General features: G+C 33.2%; 20 protein-coding genes and 2 tRNA genes. 8 read left to right on the top strand and 14 right to left on the bottom strand.

Annotation, left to right across the window (positions count from 1 at the left end):
- Window positions 1-272 precede the first annotated feature (272 nt).
- Window positions 273-443: a hypothetical protein gene (locus F6K27_RS06185; RefSeq protein WP_161564517.1), complete on the top strand. Its 171-nt coding sequence runs from the start codon at window positions 273-275 to the stop codon at window positions 441-443.
- A gap of 455 nt (window positions 444-898) precedes the next feature.
- Here F6K27_RS06185 and F6K27_RS06180 read toward each other — a convergent pair whose 3' ends face one another.
- From F6K27_RS06180 to F6K27_RS06150, 7 genes are all read right to left on the bottom strand, one after another.
- Window positions 899-1,180, bottom strand: a complete 282-nt coding sequence (locus F6K27_RS06180; RefSeq protein ID WP_287238851.1) for a DUF3288 family protein — start codon at window positions 1,178-1,180, stop codon at window positions 899-901.
- A 286-nt stretch (window positions 1,181-1,466) separates the two neighbouring features.
- On the bottom strand, window positions 1,467-2,060 hold the full coding sequence (locus F6K27_RS06175) for a tetratricopeptide repeat protein (RefSeq protein WP_287274532.1): 594 nt from the start codon (window positions 2,058-2,060) through the stop codon (window positions 1,467-1,469).
- A gap of 80 nt (window positions 2,061-2,140) precedes the next feature.
- Window positions 2,141-2,431 carry an oxalurate catabolism protein HpxZ gene (gene hpxZ, locus F6K27_RS06170; protein WP_287274530.1) on the bottom strand — a complete coding sequence of 97 codons (291 nt, stop codon included), beginning with the start codon at window positions 2,429-2,431 and terminating at the stop codon, window positions 2,141-2,143.
- Between the two features lie 207 nt (window positions 2,432-2,638).
- Window positions 2,639-2,779 carry an AtzH-like domain-containing protein gene (locus F6K27_RS06165; RefSeq protein ID WP_205127358.1) on the bottom strand — a complete coding sequence of 47 codons (141 nt, stop codon included), beginning with the start codon at window positions 2,777-2,779 and terminating at the stop codon, window positions 2,639-2,641.
- Window positions 2,772-3,203: an NUDIX hydrolase gene (locus F6K27_RS06160; RefSeq protein ID WP_287274527.1), complete on the bottom strand. Its 432-nt coding sequence runs from the start codon at window positions 3,201-3,203 to the stop codon at window positions 2,772-2,774. Before F6K27_RS06160 ends, F6K27_RS06165 begins: the two co-directional genes overlap by 8 nt.
- Window positions 3,204-3,627: 424 nt before the next feature.
- Window positions 3,628-4,080 (bottom strand): DUF3531 family protein, encoded by a 453-nt coding sequence (locus F6K27_RS06155; protein WP_287274525.1) that lies wholly within the window; start codon window positions 4,078-4,080, stop codon window positions 3,628-3,630.
- A gap of 291 nt (window positions 4,081-4,371) precedes the next feature.
- A complete protein-coding gene (locus F6K27_RS06150) occupies window positions 4,372-5,379 on the bottom strand; it encodes a Sll0314/Alr1548 family TPR repeat-containing protein (protein ID WP_287274523.1) in 1,008 nt (335 codons plus the stop codon).
- A gap of 272 nt (window positions 5,380-5,651) precedes the next feature.
- Here F6K27_RS06150 and F6K27_RS06145 point away from each other — a divergent pair, with 272 nt between their 5' ends.
- The 4 genes from F6K27_RS06145 to F6K27_RS06130 all read left to right on the top strand — a co-directional run bounded on the left by F6K27_RS06145 (window position 5,652) and on the right by F6K27_RS06130 (window position 9,786).
- On the top strand, window positions 5,652-6,281 hold the full coding sequence (locus F6K27_RS06145) for an ABC transporter ATP-binding protein (protein ID WP_287274522.1): 630 nt from the start codon (window positions 5,652-5,654) through the stop codon (window positions 6,279-6,281).
- A 385-nt stretch (window positions 6,282-6,666) separates the two neighbouring features.
- Window positions 6,667-7,758, top strand: a complete 1,092-nt coding sequence (locus F6K27_RS06140) for a hypothetical protein (protein WP_287274519.1) — start codon at window positions 6,667-6,669, stop codon at window positions 7,756-7,758.
- 246 nt (window positions 7,759-8,004) lie between these two features.
- A complete protein-coding gene (locus F6K27_RS06135; RefSeq protein ID WP_287274518.1) occupies window positions 8,005-8,370 on the top strand; it encodes a hypothetical protein in 366 nt (121 codons plus the stop codon).
- Between the two features lie 789 nt (window positions 8,371-9,159).
- Window positions 9,160-9,786, top strand: a complete 627-nt coding sequence (locus F6K27_RS06130) for a precorrin-8X methylmutase (RefSeq protein WP_287274517.1) — start codon at window positions 9,160-9,162, stop codon at window positions 9,784-9,786.
- 658 nt (window positions 9,787-10,444) lie between these two features.
- Here F6K27_RS06130 and F6K27_RS06125 read toward each other — a convergent pair.
- Window positions 10,445-11,134: a phosphate ABC transporter permease gene (locus tag F6K27_RS06125; RefSeq protein ID WP_287274516.1), complete on the bottom strand. Its 690-nt coding sequence runs from the start codon at window positions 11,132-11,134 to the stop codon at window positions 10,445-10,447.
- Window positions 11,135-11,708: 574 nt separating this feature from the next.
- Between F6K27_RS06125 and F6K27_RS06120 the strand changes: the two genes are divergently transcribed.
- On the top strand, window positions 11,709-11,954 hold the full coding sequence (locus F6K27_RS06120; RefSeq protein WP_287274514.1) for a DUF1049 domain-containing protein: 246 nt from the start codon (window positions 11,709-11,711) through the stop codon (window positions 11,952-11,954).
- Window positions 11,955-12,043: 89 nt separating this feature from the next.
- On the opposite strand, the gene F6K27_RS06115 is transcribed toward F6K27_RS06120, so the two are convergent.
- From F6K27_RS06115 to F6K27_RS06090, 6 genes are all read right to left on the bottom strand, one after another.
- The gene (locus F6K27_RS06115) at window positions 12,044-12,976 is read right to left on the bottom strand and encodes a hypothetical protein (protein ID WP_287274512.1); all 933 of its coding nucleotides are present in this window, start codon (window positions 12,974-12,976) and stop codon (window positions 12,044-12,046) included.
- A 240-nt stretch (window positions 12,977-13,216) separates the two neighbouring features.
- Window positions 13,217-13,288, bottom strand: a tRNA-Thr gene (locus F6K27_RS06110).
- A gap of 30 nt (window positions 13,289-13,318) precedes the next feature.
- Window positions 13,319-13,400 (bottom strand) — tRNA-Tyr (locus tag F6K27_RS06105).
- Window positions 13,401-14,029: 629 nt separating this feature from the next.
- Window positions 14,030-15,856 (bottom strand): ABC transporter ATP-binding protein, encoded by a 1,827-nt coding sequence (locus F6K27_RS06100; RefSeq protein ID WP_287274511.1) that lies wholly within the window; start codon window positions 15,854-15,856, stop codon window positions 14,030-14,032.
- Window positions 15,857-17,450: 1,594 nt separating this feature from the next.
- Complete coding sequence (locus F6K27_RS06095; RefSeq protein ID WP_124144910.1) at window positions 17,451-17,894, bottom strand: NUDIX hydrolase; 444 nt, start codon at window positions 17,892-17,894, stop codon at window positions 17,451-17,453.
- Between the two features lie 563 nt (window positions 17,895-18,457).
- The gene (locus tag F6K27_RS06090; protein WP_287274510.1) at window positions 18,458-21,073 is read right to left on the bottom strand and encodes a dynamin family protein; all 2,616 of its coding nucleotides are present in this window, start codon (window positions 21,071-21,073) and stop codon (window positions 18,458-18,460) included.
- 970 nt (window positions 21,074-22,043) lie between these two features.
- Between F6K27_RS06090 and F6K27_RS06085 the strand changes: the two genes are divergently transcribed.
- Window positions 22,044-22,184: a hypothetical protein gene (locus F6K27_RS06085; protein WP_287274509.1), complete on the top strand. Its 141-nt coding sequence runs from the start codon at window positions 22,044-22,046 to the stop codon at window positions 22,182-22,184.
- Between the two features lie 301 nt (window positions 22,185-22,485).
- Window positions 22,486-23,478, top strand: coding sequence for an OmpA family protein (locus tag F6K27_RS06080; RefSeq protein ID WP_124154420.1), 993 nt, complete (start codon window positions 22,486-22,488; stop codon window positions 23,476-23,478).
- Window positions 23,479-23,633: the final 155 nt, after the last annotated feature.

Genomic DNA, 23,633 nt, shown 5'->3' with positions numbered 1-23,633 from the left:
TAATCATCATTAGAGAGGATATGACATGGAAATTTATATGACATCTAACTACTTCATTCAACACAATTGGAGCAAAACCTTCTCTCGAACCTACTGGTGATTTAGTAACAAAAGCAATCGAATCTATCCAAGACTATTCACAGGTAAGACTTGCAGATTACGGCATTATAGATGGATCGCCTAATTCCCAATAATGTCATCCTTTTATTTCAACCTCCTTACACTCCTTATTTCAACCTCCTTACACTCCACAAGTCAATCCCATTGAAAGATTGTGGAAAGAAATTCAAAAAAAATTCAAGTGGGAACTGTTTGAAAATCTCGATATTTTCAGAAAGCGATTATCTAAAATCTTACTAGAATTAACCCCAAAAACTATTATATCTGTGACCGGATGGGACTTGATTTTAGAAGCTTTATCTGATGCTTTATTTGTAGCATAATTTTTCGTATTTCATATTAATTATACTTTAGGTATAGTGGAATGCCAAATTATATCAAGTCCGGTTAAACAGTTATAGAATGGTTAACTCAGGAGGAGTCAGGAGTCAGGAGTCAGGAGTCAGGAGGAAAGAGAATTACAAAGATAAGCGTAGTTATGACGATTGGAGAATTTTTTTATGTGCAATTAACCGGATTTGATATTATCTGCAAAAACTATATAAATGTAGCGATTCACAGTAACGGACTACACATTATTTACACGTTTAATGTCGCGGAGCGAAAGGCAAATTGACGACCTACAGCAGGTAAGGACTGCTACAAATGCCTAGTGACTTCTCAATCCCGTGAGTCCATATAAACAGCAATAATCTCACGAACCTCTACTTCCATTGCTAACCAGACCTACTGCTTATTACCTTATTTAACCACTCTATTAAATAATTATAAAAAATTTCTAAAACCAATCTTCTTGGTCGTTATTGTGTTTTTTATAAACCTGACCTTTGCGATGAATTTCACGAGTTTTTTCATAGAGCTTTTCTTCAGTTAGTTCCCACTTTACTAATACTTTCTCTAAGTCTTCCTGAATATCTTTTGCCCCAGGAAAACCTCGATAACGAATTTTTAGTCTTGCTAATTCTGCTAAGTTATAGGCAGTATCTTTTTCTGCTAATAGGGTGTTAACTATTAGTCTATCTTTATGATATTGGGGATGCTGTTGTTCTTCTGATTTCATAAAAATAAGGAAGAAGGAAGAAGGAAAAAGGAAATAAGGAACTAAGAGTTAAAGTAATTTCGCAAAACTACTTTTTTCTGACTAAGGAAGGAAGAAGGAAGAAGGAAGAAAGAAAAAAGGTTGAAGCAAATGAGAAATTGAGATATAGTAATTCTAAATAGGTTGTAAAATTTTATCAGTTTTTTTTGACGAATCATTTCATATTGCTATAGATAAAAAATTACTTACCCTATATTAACCGTAGCAGTAATTTTTAATTATTAATTGCTGATAACTGATAACTGATTTAACTCTCTATATTATTCCACTTTTGAAAATGACTATATTGATGATTATTTTCAGTATTATCAACTAAACTAGGCTGAAGCTCTAAAGCTTTTTCTTGAAAAAAAAATGCTTCGTAAAATCTGCCCTCTTGTTCTAAAACTTTGCCTAAATTCCAATAAGCTTCTGCTAGATCGGGTTTCATTTTAATTGCTTTTCTATAATTAATCATTGCTGCATCAATTTGCCCTTTTTTATAAAACATACTCGCCAAATTGACAATAGCTTCAATAAAATTTGGATTGATTTTTATTGCCAATGAATAAGCACGAATAGCAGCATCTATTTTATTTTGTGCTTGTAGGATGTTTCCCAAAGTTTTGTAGACTGGAGCAAAATTTGCTTGTTCTTTTAATACTTTCTGACAAACAGCGATCGCTTCAGTAAAATTTCCCTGATTATAATAAATCTCAGCTAACTTATTAATAGTATCAACATCATCTTGTTCATATTTCCATAACTCTGAATAATCATTTTTTACTTGACTTAATTCAGTATAATTTTGAGATTTATTATTTTGTTGAAAAGTTTTTTTATCTTGTAAATTTTGATTCATCTTCTAAAAGCTACTGATCTCAACTAATTTTTTCCCTTTATTTCTTCCTCCTTCCTCCTTCCTTCTTCCTTCTCCCTTCCTTATAAGAAAGAAACATGAGCACTCACAACTCGCCAACCAACAGAAGTACACATCCAAGTTTGACTTTGCCTACCCATTTTTCCAGTTTTTTGACGCTGAAATTCAGTATTTGCTGTGGCAAAATCTTGACCATAAGTTGTAATAACAGTATTCATTAATACTCGCTCTAAATTAACTTTTCCACGCGCTTTTCTAAAAGCTGATATTGCCTCATATCCATAGAGATTTTCATTTACTGCATAACGGATAGTCTGGGGAATATGCCAAAATAATTCATCTAAAACTCGCATTCCGCACGTCAAATTGTAACATTAAAAGTAGTATAAAAATCGGAGGATCGATCAGTATTTATACTATATAGATCCTATTCATTGACCTTTCTCAAAGTCAAATTCTCAGGAAAATATTAAGTATAAATACTTAATTATTTACTCCTATTAACCACTATTTTTTTCTCCTGACTCGGTCTTCCTGACTCGGTCTTCCTGATTTTTATACTACATATTGAAGTACGGAATGTGGGCTAAAACATTCACATTATTACTAATCAAAGCAACTTCATATTGCTCAAATCCTCCTGTTACCTCTGCCACGACATCTGGAATATTAATCTCCATTTTAATTATTCTCCTAATCACAGTATTCTAAAAAATTTTCTGGAACTATTTTCAATTCTCCAGACTTAAATCTATCTATCGAAACCCAAAGTGCCGTTTTTTTTCGTTCCTTCTCCCAAAAAGTTAACTCCTCTATTTGATAAAACTTTGGGTCAGCAAAATCACATTTATATAATTGAATTAACTCATGTCTTTCCTCTCCATTAAACATAAAAATATTTTCCATACATCCCAAATATTTAATATTAGTCAACTCAGCTTCAATCTCCTCTTGAAACTCTCTCTGTAAAGCATCACGACTATACTCTCCAAAATCAACGCCCCCACCCATAACTCGATAGAAACTTTCCTGTTTTATAGAGTCATAACCTTGAGAAATAAACAAGTGATCGTCATCTCTAATTAAACCCAAAGCTAAGACCCTTATTTTATTCTTCTTACTCATAATTTTCTCACATAAATATCAAAGTTAATTGGGAAATACAAGTCAATTCAGTTATCAGTTAGCCGTTAACATTTAACAGTACCTCCTACTTCATTAGGGGGCTTGAAATACTGAATTTTCTTTCTCTTGGTCGATTGGATATGGCGAGGAAACCCGCTCTTGACAGAGCCGCTCCGTAACGCCATCCAGCTCCGAATATCGACCGCTTTTTATCCCCTTAAAAGGGGAAGGTTGAAACCTAATTTTTTTGTCAGTAAAAAAAGCTTAATCAGGTTTAATTTTTACAATATAGAAAAAAAAGAAATTAAGTAGGTAGGCACAAAAAAATTTAGTATGTAACAAAAAGTAAAGTAGTTTATAAGCCTTTTCCCTTCTGCCTGCTGGCTTCCTCTAGCGATAAATTTTAACGCCTACCTACTGACAATCAATTATCATCAGAAAAACCCATTTCATAGTTATTTTCTGGTACAGGCCAGTCCTCATTTTGCCCCCCAATAATAAGTTTTTCTATCTTGACAAATTCCTCATCTAATCGTTGAAAACTATTAGTCAAAATATCTATTGCTAAAGCATCGCTAGTTCCCAAATCGAACCAACAACGACCCCAAAATCCTTGATATTCTACTTCTCCCATATTGTGCATAACAGCCATCATACTTTGACCTGCAACTTCCTGGCTATATTCCATATAACTAACCTCTATTCCTGCATCTTGAACCTGTAGATTTTCTGCATTAAAGCCACCCAGTTTTCCTAATAAAAACCAGGAATCAAATAGTTCCTCTATGTAATGCTTTTCTGCCGTTGAAGGAACAGTGCTAAACTCTAACCAAATCCACACATCAAAAGGATTAAATTCGCGAAATTGTATTTCCATAAATGTTTGTCATACCTGATTTTATTTAGAGTAATTATAACGATTTATCAATATAGTAATCTGGGTATAAATCATCAAAAATTACCAGGATAAAAAAACTATGAATCCTTACATCTGTTCTCTCATTCCCAGATATTTTATCCACCACTACCCCAAGAATTGTTATAGAAAAAAATATAATTTAGTTGAAAATTTATACTTTTGAATTAACAATTTAACTAGCTTTTAGCGTTTCCGTACCGGAATGCTCCACTACTGCTGAGTGCTGATTACTAATTGCTAAATGCTACTTTAAAGCAGTGGTAATTCTGTTGGTCCCCATGTACCTAAACCATCCCTAATAGCATCTCGCATTGGGTCACAAGGTCGTTTACCATCATCTATGTTATTAATATTTTTACACTGTTCAAAAAATACTTGTGCTACCAAACGTCTTGGCATTTTATCTGAATTTTCCAAAGCCATATCAAAGTTTTCCCTAGCTTTTTTTCTCATTGATAAATCATTATCTTTATCTCTAGCTTGAGCAACTAGAATTTGTGCTTTTAGATAATGTACTTCAGGATTATCTGGAACTTCTAACAAAACTTTATCCACATATTCCAAAGCTTTTTCAAGCTTGTCTAAATCTCGATAAGCTACTGCCACTCCTCGATAAGCTAAATGATGAGGATAAGCTTTATCTTGCAATGTTTTTATTGCCTTTTCCGGGTCAGAAAATGGTAAATTAACAGCCAACATTAAATCCATATATCCTTTGAGCAAATTTAACTCTGGATCTGATGAATTTATTCTCTCTGCTGTTTCAAAATGACTTAAAGCTTTCCGAAGTTTCTCCAGAGCTTTTGGAGCGCCTTTTAATGTACCTTCAGTAGATATAATATAAGCACCTTCTAAAAATTTACCAGTGGCAGCATAAATATTACCGCGAACTGGATTAATTGTAATTAAATTTTCTGCTACTTCAGTAGTTTTCTGGGCATACAATTTTAACGATTCCCAATTTTCATCTAAGTAATGTAAGGAAGATATCATTGCATAAACAAGTGGCTCACTTATCTCTTCAGATTCAGCTATTTTAAGATAATCTTTTGCTTGTTTATAATCTCCTTCCTCAAACATCGCTTTAAAAGCTGCTTCAGTTTTTTCTCCTATTTCAATAGGATTTTTTTTGCGAAATGGGTCTCCTATTGCTGGATTTACTAATAGATTTAAACTGATGAAAGTAGCGCTATAAAGAACTGATATTTGTTTCAAGACTGATTTTTTTTGACACCAATTAAATAATATTTTTCGCATAATTTATTTTGAGACTAATTAGATTGTGACGGTGCTTGGGTTGTTAATAGAGAAATTTACTACTAGAGTGGATTTTGTGATGTTCTATGTTATTATCTAAGCTAGATTATATATAATTTTTTAGACAATTTTCATCTAAATCCAGAAAACGTTTTAACCCAAACTCAGAAAAATTTATGAGTAGAAACAATAAAAAATATATTTAAAAGAACAAGGGTATTACAGAAAATTAAATTCTCCCTTCTTCCTTCTTCCTTCTTCTTTCTTCATCAATGCTATATCTCAAAAACCTACACTATCATCCAGCCGCTAGTATCACCCCTATACTCAAAAATATAAATCTGGAACTAGCACCTCAACAAATGGGACTAATTATCGGTCGTAGCGGTTCCGGCAAAACTACATTATTAGAAATATTAGCTGGTTTAGCTGAATGTTCTAAAGGAGAAATTTGCTGGCGAGACCAAAAATTAACCTCCGAACACCTACAACAACTCGGTGGTTTAGTATTTCAATTCCCAGAAAGACATTTTTGTGGCGCTACTATTCTCGAAGAATTACGATTAGGCCATCCAGAGATACGGTCAGAACAAATATCTTCTGCTCTGGAAGAAGTAGGACTTCAGGATTTATTATTAAGTACATCACCTCATGCTTTAAGTGGAGGTCAGCAACGTCGCCTTGCTTTAGCAGTACAACTAATTAGACAACCTCATCTTTTAATGTTAGACGAACCAACAGCAGGATTAGATTGGTCAATGCGAAAACAACTTGTCAATTTACTGGCTAAATTGAAAAATCATTGGAGTTTATTGGTTGTCACCCATGATGCTAGTGACCTTTTACCCATAGCTGATAAATGTTGGACTTTAAATAAAGGAAACTTGGAATGTAGAATTTAGAATTCAGAATTTAGAATTGGAAATTTGGAATGTAGAATTTAGAATTCAGAATTTAGAATTGGGAATTGAGAATTTATAAGTTAATTGAGCTGGTTTTTTATTGTACAGATGTCTCCTGAAATTTATATAAAAGCTATAAGGAGGCGATCGCTACAAGAATTTAGAATGTAGAATTCAGAATTTAGAATTCAGCGGACAAATGTTTGGGATAGTATCAAGAAAGAATTGAAAGGTAGTTATGAAGATTCTGTGTAAGAACATTTGGCAGGTACTACCAACGCACCGTTTGAATCAGGGGAATATCGGGAGATAGCAGTTAAGGCGCGACGATCAAGGGAATGAGTTGTTGGTTGTTAAGAAGTTGGGTTAATTGGGGGAGATTATTATGGGTAATAAGAGTCGGGACGAACTATTAGAGCAATTGGGAAAGTTTGTTATAAGAAAGCTCAGAACATTAAGTGCATCAAATATAGAGTTAAATTCAATTAATAATAAAACAACTAACATTGTTTCTGTCCTTGAGGAAGTCAATCAACAAGTAATTGGGTTAATTGAGTTAAGTTCAACTGAAGATAATACATCTATTTTATTTAGAATTGAGCTAGTACATAAAAAGTTAATTGAATTAGCTGAATTGTTAATTGAGCGAGGTATAGATGCACATAACGAGGTAAGTATTGTCCTGAGAATTGAGAAACAGTACCTAGAATTAGTGGAGTTGGCAAAATCAAATTTAGCTGAGAGTAATAGGACAAATGTTATCTTTGCAATCAAGGTAATGTATGGAACAATAATTGAAGATATTTACTACCCTCTACGAGGTAATCATAATCCTAATTTTGCTTCTGCAATCAAGGCTAAATATCAAAGATTAATTGACCTAATGGAGGTAAATTTAATTGAAAAGAACAGTAAAGTTTTTGTCCCTGTAATTAGTAAAGTTTTTGCCCCTGTAATTGAGGAAAAGTATTACAAGTTTTTAGAGGACTATCGTCCCTATTTTCAAAGTTCTGTGCCTCCTGTCCCTACAATCGAAGCTTTATACAAAGAGATTTTTGGTTTTGTCCCTTTTATCCCTGCAAGCAAAACTCTATATGAAGACACTATAATCACTGACAAAAATATCAAGAAATACTCACATAGTTTAGTCAAAGGAATTTTCCTGTGTACAGATGGAGATGCGGAAATAGTAGACTATATGATGAATAACTTTGAAGACTTTGACGAGCTAACTGGTAAGTGGTGCTATATATATGTCTTAGAAAAAAAAGGAATTAACTGGAAGCTTTTCATCAAGTATTGGAAGTATCTACTTTTATCAGAGCTGCATGAAATATTTAAACCAATTAGACTGTTTACTAAAAAGCCATTTAATCGAAATGAATCTTACAAAATAGCACGAGACTTAGGCGTTCCTATTGCACAACTGCCTTGCTTAGTGTTCTTGCCGCCTTTAACAGAAATATCCGGTCAATAAAAGCTTATTATTCCCGTTAAAGAAGCGTCTACAAAATATTTTAGGAAAGTCTTTTCAACTCTGGAAGGTATAGTTAATCAAGCTAAGGAGCAGAATAAATATGAAGCAATAAAAGCTAAGTTTAAGTTTGACGATATTATCCAATATCTGGAGAACAATTCAGAAAAGGTTGTTCAACAGACAACTACTGAGTATAAAATTAATGGTACTAATATTTTTGTAAATAGTGAAATAAGGAGATTAAAAATGACTGAGGAAAATAAATATGATATTAAGGGTGATCGTTCTATTATTGCTGCGGGTAAACCAAAGATAGATAAAGTAATTCAATATAATTATTCCCCAGAGCAAAAGCAAAATTTAGCAGAGGCAGCAAAAGAAATTCAACAATTATTACAACAATTGTCTAAACCGGACTATTCTGCAACTCCTACGGAAAATGCAATAATTGTAGGTGAAGTAATGCAAGAAATTGAGAAAAATCCCTCTCTGAAATCTCGAATAATTGAAGCTTTAAAACAGGGAGGAAAGGAAGCTTTTAAGGAGTTGATTGACCATCCAGCAGTTAATATTTTAATGGCTTCGATTGATGGCTGGAATAATGCGGAGTAGGAAATAATATTGCTTATTAATGGTGTGTCGAGTATCCCTCAACTTGTTAAAAAATGGGGGAAACAGAATCAGGATTTACGCAGAGACACTATATATAGCGTTGAAAAACTATAACGTTATAGATACATAGTGTTTGAGACTCAAAAATGCCAAACTCCTGAATATAATATATAGCGTTGAAAAACTATAACGTTATAGATAAATCGTGTTTGAGACTCAAAAATGCCAAACTCCTGAATATAATATATAGCGTTGAAAAACTATAACGTTATAGATACATAGTGTTTGAGACTCAAAAATGCCAAACTCCTGAATATAATATATAGCGTTGAAAAACTATAACGTTATAGATACATAGTGTTTAAGACCCAAAAATGCCAAACTCCTGAATATAATATATAGCGTTGAAAAACTATAACGTTATAGATACATAGTGTTTAAGACCCAAAAATGCCAAACTCCTGAATATAATATATAGCGTTGAAAAACTATAACGTTATAGATACATAGTGTTTAAGACCCAAAACTGACTACTACGAAGAGCAAAAAGACTTTTTCAGCAAACCCTAATTAGATCACCACCGATTAAAGCAGAAGAAAGTATAAATTGACGATGGTTAAACATATCTATAAAAACGCTATAGCTGATTTAATATCTATAAAGTATAGATTTACTTCCGTGGAGATTTCTGGAAAATTTTGCCCTTCCAGGGTATTATTAAGTGCTAATATTTTCATTTATTTGAATCTTTATATTAATTAACTATTGCAGGCAGGGGATAATTTGATATGGAATGGCACATCACAGATGCCCAAAGCTTAGGAATTATTGACAGAGAAATTGGCCCTCACGCCTTCTCTCCTGCGGAGTACGAAATTGTGAGACGGGTAATATATGCTACGGCAGATTTTGAATATAAGTCTCTAATTAGTTTCTCTGACCATGCTTTACAGTCTGGAGCTGCTGCTTTAGCCGCTCGTACAACTATTGTCGTAGATGTGCCAATGGTTCAGGTGGGTATTACACCAGTAATTCAAAGTACCTTTGTTAATCCTGTTTATTGTTCAATTGATGCTATAACTAGACCCCAGAAGGAAAAAACTACGGCAGCTTGGGGAATTGAAACTTTAGCTAGACGTTATCCAGAGGGAATTTTTGTTATAGGTGAAGCTCAAACTGCCCTCTGTGCAATTGTTGACTTAATTGAAGCGGAGGAAATTAGACCTGCTTTGGTTATTGGTACTCCTTCTGGTTTTGTGGGGGTGGATGTAGCTAAGTCACGTTTATACGATTCGATGATTCCTCATATTAGAATTGATGGTCGTAAGGGTAGTGCTGTGGTAGCAGTGGCTGTTATTAATGGTTTAGTGGACTTAGCTTGGCAAGCTTATGGTCAACAAGGTCAAGGTAAGTGAACTACTGAATTTGATTATAAATTATTATAACAAGTCAAAAGCCAAAATTCAAAAGTAAAAAGTCAAAAGTCAGAAATAACAAGTAAGAAGAAAATTATAGTGGTCAATAGGAGTTAAGGATTCAGTAAGTATTTATGCGCTTAATATTTAACTGAGAATTTGACTTCCGATTAAGGTAAATGAAGATAATTTATATAGTATAAATACCTAAGCAAGCTACGGATTTTATACTAACTTTCATGTTACAAATTGAAGTGCGGAATGTGGGATTAAAAATAAAAATATAGATCATAAATTACCGAATAATTAAGGTTTAAAGCCTCATCTTTAAAGGAGAAACAAGAAAAAATTTTTCCTACCACGTCAATCTTCTCCTTGAAAAGAAGAGGTAATTGTTAATTATTAATGGTTGAATAACCTTTATAATACCGACTATCAGATAAATTTTATGATTCTAGAAATATGTATTGACAAAAACATTAATGCCGAATTATAAATTTTTACTGTATAAACTAAGTAATATTTATTTATTGAATATTTCGTGAAATTGTACTATTTAGAAATAAGCCATATCGAAGTTTTGTTAGGAAAATAACCTAATTTTAATCATCTATAAGAAGATAGAGTTAAATATGTTTATAGTCTAACTTGTAGAATTTTAACTAAATCTCATATCACTTGATTGACCTTGCTTACTTTTTTTACGAGATGAGCGTACCTGATTAATTACTTCAATAAAAGCATCTCTTCTCAGATATGGATAATCACTAACCCAGAGATTTACAGTAGGAAGATAAACATCTGAACTTTTCACAATTTTTCCTAAATCTTCTTGATAAGACATCACCAACATTACAGCTACCTGACCTCTAGAAACACCTTGATGATGACGGCGCAGTGGAGCCTGAATTTCAGTTACAAATCCTGTTTTATCGCCTACTTCTAAATTAATTCGTTGCTCTAAATTTTCTACGATCATTAGTTCCCCTTTCTTATTAACTGTTTCTTCTTCACCAACAACTTCTTCTGTCATATATACATCTAAAACTCGTCCTTGCCATAGACCACTATATGGATATCGCCTACATTCCATATTGCGAAGACTAGCTAATAAAACAGGTCCCCAAAACCAATAAAGACCTGCTGTAATACCAATTAGTAAAAATAAAGGGTCTCCATCGTTATGAGCAAATACGTTAATTAAAACAATGGTCAAAACTGCAACAGCAGAAATTAAAGCTCGTTTCAACACATCAGAGAATTTTCCCCAATAATATTTATATTGGTCGCTCGTAGCTACAGTTGGAATTAGTTGCTCAAATGTTTTACGAGTTAGAGGAACTAGCATTTATAGATTTTAAAGTTTAGATGAATTGATTTAATTTTAGACTACGGTACATCAATGAATTAAATATAATTTAGATGAGTAATATTATTACACTTAATCTGGCAAATTTTTTATACTATTTAGTTACCATTAGTTTCCTTTATCTTTTCTCTTATGGATTTAATACCCACGTAAGTCAACTGCGGTATCTACAAGTTTTTTGGGGTTCGATCAAGCAGCGACATTTTAGACCAAATCTCAAACAGTTTGCTATGTATCTTTTTAATGGGGAGATGGTAATTAAACATAGCATTACTATTCAGAAATTGTATTAGTATCTCCATCCACCTTTCCAGTCCTTTAGTTTTTTCGGTGGTAGTGCATTGTAATAGTGGTCTATTGTAATTTTTTTGGTTAAGGACAACAGTAGTGGGAGCAAGATACTCCCATAAAGGACCGTTGTTAATCCCCATCTAACATTACGCGAGCAGGACTACAGTCTTTCCTTCTTCCTTCTTCATTCTTCCTTCTTCAATGTTGTAATTCATGGTAAGGTGATAATTAGTTATATTCCGTTTCCTAAGCTGATTTTTTAATGCAAAAATTCATTTCGCCAATTCTCAGTAGTATAATTCTGGCATTGTGGGTGAGTGGTATTGCAATCTTCTCAGTCCAGAATTCTGCCCCAATATCTTTGAAATTTATTGTTTTCCGGTCTATCGAGATACCTATCGGAGTAATTTTGGCATTTAGCGTGAGTATAGGAGTTATCGTTAGTTCTATTCTCCTACCACCTCTGCTTGGTATTGGACAGATGAAAGATCATCAAGAAGATTTTTGATTTGATTCTGGAAAATAAATTGTGCCTATTCTTATTCTTAGATTTTAATTTAAAGAATTTAGTCAAGAATTTCCTGACCTCAGTAGTTACTATAACTTGTATACTTGACCATCAATCAGTAGTCGAGTAATTCCTTTTGCTTGTAAATATACTGAAGTTTTTTGCAACATTCTACCATCAGGCACTTTTAGCACTCTTTGGTTGCGGGTAGAAAATCTATGAGCTACTCGGTGATTGTCAAAAACTGGTAAAGTCCTCTCTTGAGAATCTTCTATAGGTATTTGTCCTAGCTCGCCAAAGGCCATCAAAGGTTTAGTAACTAACTCTGTAAATTTATCTACTACTAGATAACAAATTTTTGGCAGAACAGATTCTGTGAGAGGATATACTCTAATTTCAGAATAACTAGAATTCTGAATAGATAAGTTATAAGGGGTTTCTACATCCTCTTCTTCGTCAAGCTTATCTTCATCGTCAAATTCTTGAGCAAAATCTTCTAAATCATCATCCTCAAAATCATCTAAGTTTTGGGTTTGCTCTAGTAAATCTGCTGCTAAAATCTCTTCTATTTCTTCTTTTGGCAGATCGTAATTATTCTCAAGGCGATCGCTTGATCTTTGCTTGTCTTGAGAAGTTAAAGATAATTTAGAAACTTCTGTTTGCTGATTAATCTCAGAATTATTAGATGAAGAAGACCGTCGTCGTCTTTTTTTGACTACTTCACCTGATTCATCTTCCCCATCATCTAATACTTCTCGAGCTTGATCTTCCTTTAATTTGAACTCATCCAAGTCGTCTGCTGTATCCTGGTCGATATTTTTTTGGGAACGAGATGGACGTTTTTGTTTGTGTTGAACTAGGTCTTTATATTCATCTTCTGGTATGCTACTTTGCAATATACGTCTAATCGTAGAACTACTTACTCCATAGAGGTCTGCTAGAGTAATAGTATTATTTTCTGTAGTTTGATACAGCTCAACAATTTCTAATTTTTCTGAATCTGAAAGTTTTGTAGGTGTCATACCACCTTCCCCAAAAAATACTTAGTTTATTGATTGTGCCATACCATTGAAGCTATTTGAAAATGATAGCTAAATATGTATAACTCTACTTAAAATACTAAAGCTTTAATTACATCATCATCTGATGCTTTAGGCTTTTTTCATCTGGCTCTAACCATGACTATATATAATTGAAAAAAGCAAAACTTGTTTATTATTATATTATATTATACGTTTAGGAATAATGTTAATTATTTTAAAAGCCCGTGACGAGGATTGAACTCGTGACCTCACCCTTACCAAGGGTGTGCTCTACCACTGAGCCACACGGGCGTTTTTCTTTCAATCCTTTTTATTTGTGAGTGGGCCGAGCTGGATTTGAACCAGCGTAGGCATAGCCAGCGGATTTACAGTCCGCCCCCATTAACCACTCGGGCATCGACCCTTACTACTCACATCTATATATAATAACACAAAAAAAATTAATTGCAATAGTTTTTGGGAAAAAATTTATTAGACATCTCTAGAAAAGAGGGAACAGGCAACAGGCAACAGGGAGAAATAGTAGTTGTACCAATTAAAAAAATAATGTTACAAATAATAAGTGTGATAGTGCATACTTTGTAGCAGATATGCCTTTGACAAAAAAGAGAATTTTCGACTTAAAAATGGTATTAAAGCCATTATTATGACTCCCGATTCTGAGTCCTAACTCCGGGTAAAAAGCTCAGTCATTTGTAGCAAATATTTATAAAATTGATATTAGTGGGACTTAGACAAAACAGAGCGATGGAATAGACTCAAATATATACAGGCAGACGGTTTGATCTAAAAAAGGCATAAATACTTAAATATCAAGGGTATTAGTCATTTTTAGGAGATTGAAGTTATTCTCTTTTTTGGACTAACTTTTCCTAGTGGACCGACATGCCTAAAAATGTAGGTTGGGTTGTAGCTTGCTTCCGCTAACGTCCCGCAACCCAACCTATATTTATTGCACCATTTTAGATGTGTCAGTGTACTAGATCATGCTACGAAAGTAGACACTTTTTTTCTTGTTTCCTCCTGCCAAACTTAAGCTATTAATTCTCCAGTCTCTTGCAATGAATGTAGTCGTCTATAAATACCTTTTTGAGCTAATAATTCTTCGTGACTACCAACTTCGACAATTTTACCTTGGTCAAGAACTACGATTTTATCCGCCTCCCTAACTGTACTTAATCTATGGGCAATAATAATTGTAGTGCGAGTACCAAAAATATTACGCATTGCTAACTGAATCGATCGCTCACTTTCATAGTCCAAACTTGAAGTTGCCTCATCAAAAATTAGCACATCTGGGTCTACTAATAATGCCCTAGCAATTCCTATACGTTGTCGTTGACCACCGGATAATCGCATTCCTCTTTCACCAACAACTGTATAGTAACCTTGAGGCATTTGTTCAATAAATTCATCAGCTTTAGCAATTTTACAAGCATCTTTAACTTGGGCAAAAGTTGCTTGAGGATTACCGTAAGTCAAGTTACTTAATAGAGTGCCATTGAATATATCTACTTCTTGATGAACAATTGCTAATCTACGTCGATAACCTGTAATATCCAGAGTATTAATATCTTCTCCATCAATTAAAATTTTCCCTTGATTTGGTTGAAAATATCTAAATATTAATTTGACTAAAGTAGATTTTCCTGAGCCAGATTTTCCGACTAAAGCGACTGTTTGGCAAGGTGTAATTAAGAGATTTATATCCTGTAAAACAAGTTGGTTTGGGTTGTAACCAAAACTTAAATTAGATAACTCAACTTTTCCTGTAAATTTATAGGCATTAATCTGTGAGTAGCTGGTTATTTTTCCTGATAAATTAGCAGCATCAGAACCTATAGGTAACTTCATAAATTCATGGAAACGAATCATTGAAGCATAGCGACGGACAAATTCTTCAGTTAGCTGACTAATAGGAGTTATCTCTGCATAAGCCATACTTGCTAGTGTATATACAGTCACGAAATATCCTAGAGAAATTTCGCCAGACAATGTTGCTGATAATGTTAAACCTAGAATGAAGAAAAGGCAAAATTGAACAACTGTTGTCTGATACATAGATAGCCAAACATAGCCTCGATGAATTCGATAGATAATAAATTTGAGAGCGCGGTTAATTCGGGTAGTTTGTTTGCGCAGTTCTTGAGTTTCTGTGGCAAATGCTTTGACTGTTTTAATATTGGTAATAATTTCTGAGTTGCGACTTTCTGTGTTTTCTTCATACTTATCAAAAGTTACTTCTGTTTTGGCAAGATTTTGAAGAGTTTTGATAGTAAAGCTGAGGATAAAGATAAAAGAAATTAAGAATAGAATAGCAATCTGCCATTCTATTAAACAGATGACGATAAAAATTCCAACTACACGCACTAATTTGGGTATTAATACACCAGCAATTTCAGGATAAGTCCAAGTGTGGTTTAAGACTCCTTTAGAAATACGGTTAGCTATCCGTCCTGGGTTATTTTCATCATAAAATTCTATAGGTAGGGTGAGGATTTTTTTGACGGCGTTTTGGAAATGGTCTCGACGTGCTTTTAGAGGAACTACCCAGTGATACCAGTGTCCTAACCAAGCCATAGTTGGACCTTTGGTGATGCTGACTAAAAATATTAGTCCTAATGTCACTGATAGGGATAATAGTTGATTAGTTGGTAGTCCAGTTACATTGGAGACTGCTCCAATCAAGTTTTCCATTGGCCAGTCTGTAGAGCGGTCTGAAAGTATGTTCAAAGTCTGACCGATGGCATAAGGAACTATTAAATCAATTAGTTCGAGAGTGCTAGATGCTCCGATACCTAAGATGGAAAGTGGTAGATATGCCTGGTAGTATTTAATGATGTCCCGAAAAGTTGCCATAATTCTACTATCAAATATTTTAGAGGCACAGCTATGGCGCTACGCAAGTCAGAAGTCAGCAGGGGCGAATGGCCATTTGCCCCTACAAAAGTTAGAAGTAATCCCTGACTAACTTTGAGTATTTATAAATTTCCTAACCTATTTGCGTAGTGCTATATCAATTATATTACATACATATTACACTGAGTAATATATAATCAAGAATTTACTATTTTTAGATTTTGGATAATAAAAGTAGATCGTAATAGTAAAGCAATTGCGATCGCGACAGTAAGTTTATATAGCAATATGATTTGAGTTGTGAGATATTGGAAACTTTTAGGGAACAGGCAACAGGGAACAGGCAACAGATAAGAAGAAAAAAACGTATCATATGAATATCATAATTGCTATATTCTATATTTTTAAGGAATAACTCAATTCTCACAACTGATTCCTGATTGCTATAGTAGAAGGTAGTCAAGAAAAGGTTAATTATCTAAGTTGAAATTTTTGTAATATTTAGTTTTTTGATAAGGAGTAAGGAAGAAGTAGAATGAAGTAAGAAAAGAGCAATAATATAGAGAAATTATCATCACAATTTTCTATTATTTGTAGCCAAAATTTATCGCGTATTCTGGTATGACCGAATAATTAATAATTAAATAATTAAATAATTAAATAATTCAGGTTGAAAGTCTCCCCTTTCAAAGGGAAAAAATAAATTCTTTCCTTATTGGTCAATCCTCTCCCTAAAAGGGAGAGGTAATTATCAATTATCAATTATCCATTAATGAAAGAACCCTTAGATATCTTTGCAAAGGTAAGGGTTTTTGGCAAAGGAGTCAAGAGTTAGGAGTTCGAGAAATACAATAGGGAAAAAGGTAGAAAATTGCCCCCATATTCACCGAAAAATTTGGGTTTGAAGCCTCTTCTCAACGAGAAATATTTCCGATACTCCCTATTTATAAGTCAATACAGTTGTAAGCATTTCTTGCGGAATGCTGCGCAAACAGCAGTCAGCTATCAGGTATCAGCTTTATTATCTTTAAAGGAGAAAAAAATTTTCCTTTGAGTCAATCCTATCTGCTTTCAAAGAGAAGTAATTATTAATTATTAATTCTTAATTGTTGAATCCTACCTCCTGGATCATTCCCATTTCTCCCCTCCTGGGAGGGGTTAGGGGTGGGTTGTCTCCTACGCCTACTAAAAGACTTTTTCAGCAAACTTTTTATGTAACAAATTGACGTGGGGAATCTGAATTTAAACTTTAATGAATAATTAGGACTTGCTGATTAAATATCAAAGGATTGATAGATAAAGTTTTTAACTGTTTTAGGCTGAAAAAAAGTGCCAGCTTTTCGGTTGCTCAAGCTCAAAAAGTTAGCATTTTGTGCAAGAGTTGGGCAGAAAAATATAGGGACAATTCTTACTCATACCTACTCTATAATTCCTATTTATCCTGACTCCTAACCTCAATCATAATACTTTTTCAGCAAATCCTAATTATTCATTATTTGGTAATCTTTTTCCCTATCTAATACTCTCAACCTGTAACACAGTGTAGTTAATTTCTAATTTTTAAGAATATAAATTTCTGGTTTTCTGTTTCCTCTTAAGTCGATAAAACTTGAGTCAAAATTTTTTTGTGTTCTTCAACAATATTTTCAGGAACATAATCGAAAATTTGAATTTTTTCTCCTTCTTGATTTTCGGTCGGGAGCGGAGAATTAGGAGTACATAAAAATACTAATCCTACAGACCAACCAAAACCACGTTGTTTTTCTTCACTCGGATATTCTAAATATCCTAATAACTGTTGTTTTGTAACTGTAATACTCAACTCTTCTACGGCAATTCTTTGAATAGCATCTTCAATATATTCTTGATAAAAAACCGTACCTCCAGGAATATGCCACAGATTATTCCATGCAGCATCTTTTCTAAGAGTTAATGCCACACCTAAATCAGTTTTCACAACTACTTCTACAACTAATCTAGGAACTTGAGAATATAGCAGTTTAAACTCTTCTGGAGAAAAAGGTTTCTTGCGACTCATTTGATTTTATTCCTCTGAATTATACAATTTGAATAAATATAGCACTACGCAAATAGGGCGTGGATATTCTTCTACTTACTATTCCCTACCCACTTTTATACCAATTTGAAATAAAAAATACTATACTTAAGTAACACTTCAATTATTAATTAATTAACATATAGCAATTCTCATATTGGTGAGGTACAAAATTCGTTTGTTTTAGGGAGTAGGGAGTAGGGAGTAGGGAGTAGTAATTCGAGAAACAGGGGATAGAAAAAAAGAAAAACAACTGTATCTCACTAATTTGAAAAACGCTATATACTGAATAAACTTTTAGTAATTATTAACCAGTTATTGTTAATTACTCTTGTATTTACCGAATAATTAAGATTAAAAGCCTCTCCTTTAAAGGAGAAAAAAGAAAAAAAATTCCTTCAGCGTCAATCCTCTTCTTTTTAAGGAGAGGTAATTATTAATTATTAATTGTTGAATTCTCCTCTACTCCCCCGCTGAATAATTTGAGCGATCGCCTTTTCTAGTAAATAAATTATTGAGGACTTTTCATTTCAGTCAATAGCAGTTTATTTACTCCCACTAATTTGAGTTAAGATTATTTCAAGTCGGCTTTGTATTTGTTTAAGTTGCTGTTGTTTAGTGGATATAAATACTTTTTCAACTTGTAGTTGTGACTGAGTTTCTTTGTGAGCTTTATCTTGTTGTTCCAGGATATTTTCGTAAAGCAAGATTGCCTGTTCAATTACCGTACTTACAGATTTAAACTGAGTATAGAAAACTTCAGCAATATTGTCACAAACCTTATCAAGTATTTCTTCAGAAGACTCCTGAAACTTTTGAAAACCCACATTATAAACTTGTTGTTTAATTTTCATATCTGCTTTTTCTTCATCACCACCAATACCAAAAAATGAGCTAATCAAAGCCACTGCTCCCCCAGCTATAATAATAGGCAAAATTCCCAATCCTGTAAACATAAATAATGCACCTGCCGTGAGACTACCTAATTGTAATCCTTCCCATAAAGCACCTCCATTATCATCATACTCTTCTAACTTAATTACAGAATTTATATCTAATCCATCTACTTTAATATTTTTAATTGCCAAATTAAATTGCTCATTCAAATTAGAATTTATTTGCTCATCAACCTCTTGTAAATTCATTCTAACAACCTCTAAGTTTTGACAAACTTCTTTACTTAAAATCTGTAAATTATTCACCACAATTTTCTTGACTTCTGTATTACCCCAATTTTCTAATTCTGTAGAAAGAGAACTTGTAAATCCTTCAGCATAATCTTTGATAACTTTTTCCTTATCCCAAAGAGGTGAATGTTCTGAATCCCATTCATTAATTTTTTCAGATAAGTGATCGCTCAATCCTTCTGTCCATTGAACCCATGCTTCAGCCACTTTTTTAATACTCTTATCTTTCAGTTTTTCAGTAGTTGATAAAATTTTCACATCCCCTTCACTAGCTTCCCCTATTTTTTCCAATATTTTCTGTTTTGCCTCTTCCGGCAAATACACCTGACCATCTAAAATTTTTTCTGCTTGTTCTAATCCTTTTATTGACTCAGAAATTAAACTATTCATCTTAGTTACAAACTGCTGAAATTCCACAACACCTCGCTCAATAGTCAGAAACTTTTCTATGGACTTTGTAAAATTATTAAAAGAGGTTAAATATTCATTTTCTTCACTCTCTAAAATTGCATCTAAAGCAGCTTGAGCAGAAATAAAATGTAAATGACTATTAGTAGAAATAATCGGTTTTTCACCAAATACAAAATTTTCTAATCGTTGCCTAATTTGCTGACGGCTTTTTTCACTCCTGACCAAATCTAGAAAATTCACCAACACAAATAAATTATCTGCAGGTAAATTAATTTGATTCCCATTTAACTGCAACTTTATACTTTGAATTAACTCTTGTTCCCCTTGAGTTAATGGTCGAGAAGCATTAGTTAAGAAAATCACTGCATCAGTATCTTCTAATAGTTTTTGAGTAATAGCTGTACGGTTAGGATTTTCATTTAAACCAGGAGAATCAATAATTTCTACCCCACTTTTACATAACTCTAAATCTGGATGTTCAAAAAATATTGATTCTATCTCTGAGTGTGCTAATTCTTGACTCATATCTCCTAAAGCTGCTGATTCTGAAATAGTAGATTTTTCCTGATATTCTGCTAAAGAAATTTCTATCTCATTACCATTTTTATCACGACAAATTACCCGCTTTTGTTCGCCATATTTTAAAACTGTAACTGTGCCACTGCAAGGAATTTCTCTGACTGGTTGAATTTCTTCTCCTAACAAAGCATTTAATAAGGTTGATTTACCTTGACTAAATTCTCCAACCACTGCAACTCGGAATTTTTGGGATTGGAATTTTTTTAATATTTTATTTACTTCAGATATTAAAGTATTGGGCAGTAAATCTCTCTCAGTTGATACTGTAACTATTTGATAAATTTCGGAGCAAAGATTATGCAATTGTTGTTTATATTTTTGAAACTCTTTTAATCTTTGATAAACAACAGTTTGTTGAGGCTGATTTTTTTTGTTTTGATTTTGATTGTAGTTGGGTAAGAGTGAATTTAGCATTTCACTAGCAGCTTTGACAAAAATATTATCTAACTGATGGAAACGTGCTGGATTGAGTAAATATGCCACTTCCTCCATTGCCTTATGGGCGAAATTTTCTTGATGAGTAAATCCTGCTTCTAATACCTGCAAATGTTTGGTTTTAATGCCTAACTTACGACTAATAATTTCCAAATATTTTTTTTCTCGTACATCAATATTTCCATCAGCAGCAGACATCTCATAACCAAAGCAAATTAATAACAATTTTTCTGGAGGAGACAGAGGATAAGTTAATGTCAAAATCGCCTCAATTTTTTTGTAAAGATGTTGCTTTGATACTCCTTTAATCATTAACTTAGTTAATTCCAAGATATTTCCTTTCGGCGGGATAAATTTATGGAGGGTAATTTTTAATCTTGCTCTTTCTTCCTCTGCTACTTTCCCATCTGCATAAATAACACCTATCAATATGATGACTAAATTTGCCAGAAACAATACTGGTGGATTAATATCTCTTTTGCTTAGTTTATTGCCAGTAATAATAGATAGTAACTTTACTGATTCGGTGCTAATTTTTGCAGTATCCATAGGTATATATATTTAATCTTTTATTGAGATATTATTATTATACCTGAATCAAAGTTATTAGTGAGTAAAGATATTCGACAAAAAGCTATCATTATAAATGTAGAGATCTGTACAGTCGTTATCTACATATTGTCAGAACCGATCTATCTAAACAATTCTTATTTCTAGCTTCTATATTTAGAGAAGGCAATCTACCTAACATTTATATCATTTTTTTTTCGGGAATTTTTTGATGTTTTTTACCTTCCTATTTCTGGATTATTCATCTCCGGAAACTAAGTTTTTTCCCAGGTATTACAAGGGATTAAAGTTAATGTCGGAGAAGTATATTTCAAGAAACTTTTGCTTAAGCAAAGCCAGAGCTTTAATAAACTGAAGTATTAGCCAGTAAATCACAAACAATGAAACTGTGATACTTGGAATAAATAATATCATCATCAACATTAATTCTGGTTGTTTATGTGCTGCGTTCAAAAAACATAAAATCCATTCTTCTTAATTTCCCGAACATTTAAAAAGTAAATTAAGCCCTTGGATTGTAAAGAGAACCGTACAAATAAGTATAAAAAATCCCTGAGCAAACTAATATCTTGAGATAACTCCTGAGAATCTGCTGTTTAAACATGCAAAACTTCATTAATTTGCTCAGATTCCTCCTCAGTTTTAACCTGCTCAGAATTACCAGAATAATTATCATATTCTGAAGTATCTTCCCTTTTTTTAACACCCCTGATTAGATTAGGAAACAATTTGAGTCTGATCTCAGTCAATAATTAATTAACACTGATGACAAAATCATAGAATTATCTAATTTATAAACGGCCTAAAATATGACCATTGCCAATCTTTATTATTATTTTAATATTAGAGACAAATCATAAACAGAAATGGGAGAAAATATAGTAGCAATATAGACATATTTCCAGAAAATCTTAGCTAAAATCAAAAACATAATTAGGAGATAAATATTATGTCAGACCTTGACCGTGGAATAATGAAATTTAAGGGAGCAGATACTCCCAGCGCGATCGCCATTTCTGCGATTGTGATTCTAGGTGCAATAGTCTTGCTTCTTTTGTGGGGACTTAGTACCGCTTATACAGTTGGCTAGTTAACAACAATACAAGTTTTCTAGAGACGTTCTGGCGGAACGTCTCTTTAAGATATTTAATTTTCAATTAAAATCCAATTTATTTAGAATATAGTAATATTAAATAGTAATATTAAAAGGATATAAAGAACTTAAAAAAAATAATTTACGATTTATTCCATTTGTCATAAAATGCTGCTATAAATAATAACAAGAATCTCAATGATTTTGGATTTTTTGCCAGTTGCTGATTCTATCAATATCATATTAGTTTAATAGAAGTTATTTCAGATCAACCTAGTTTGGAGCTATATTATTAGATATGACTGCTGAAAAAAAAATACATCACCAACAAACTTTAAGTCCTAGTATCTTAGCAGGATGTATGGGCTTTATGATGATTTGTGCTTGGGCATTTGCAGGTCCTAAAGCTTTTGAAAAACCTACTATTGATGTTCAATTGACTGAAACTGAAGATGTAGATGATAAAACAGAAGTTACTCAAGTACAAAGAATAGAAACTGAAACAACTGATACAACAACCACTGAAGCAGAGTCTATAACTACAACTACAGAAACTACAGAAACCGAAACAACTACTACAGCAGAGTCTCCCACTCCCATCACAACTGATACAACAACCACTGAAGCAGAGTCTATAACTACAACTACAGAAACCACAGAAACCGAAACAACTACTACAGCAGAGTCTCCCACTCCTATTACAACTGATACAACAACCACTGAAGCAGAGTCTATAACTACAACTACAGAAACCACAGACACTGAAACAACTACTAGCTCAGTATCTACTTCTCCATCTGCGACCGTATCACCTACTACTAATATTACTACTACCTCTGGATCTGGAACTGCACAACCAACTGCTACATCATCGCCAGAAATCGAAACTTCTGCTGCTACCTCTACTAACACATCTACAACATCTCAACCACAAGGCAAGAATTTGAGTAAAGCCAAAACTTTAGGTCAAGTAAAATTTGGATTTGATGAATTTGAATTATCTCCCCAAGCAGAGCAAACTATAAATAGTCTCATCTCAGAAATTAAAGAATACGATCCTAATAAAGTTACGATTAGAGTTGAAGGTCATACATCTCAGGTCGGTGGTGCTCAGTTAAACCAAGAAATATCTCAAGACCGAGCAAATGCAGTAGTCGAATATTTGAAACAGCAGAATTTACCATATCAGGTTGTTGGCAAAGGAATGGGATTTTCTCAACCACTCCCTGGTAGCGATCCTGCTGCTGATGTCAATCAGCGAACAGTAATTATTTTGACACCCGCTAATTAACTTTGAACTTCTTCACAAAATCAATATTAATTTTTAACTCTTATTTTTCGACTGGCAGATGCCAAATTCTAGGATTTAATGCCAGTTTTTGTCTGTTTAAGACCTTTGACTTGCTTTATAGCAGAAAGAAGAAGGAAGAAGTAAAGAAGGAAGAA

It is taken from the genome of Okeania sp. SIO2F5, assembly GCF_010692685.1.
Classification (GTDB): domain Bacteria; phylum Cyanobacteriota; class Cyanobacteriia; order Cyanobacteriales; family Microcoleaceae; genus Okeania; species Okeania hirsuta.
The sequence above is the reverse complement of the archived record's forward strand: the minus strand, read 5'-3'. Positions and strand labels throughout refer to the sequence as shown.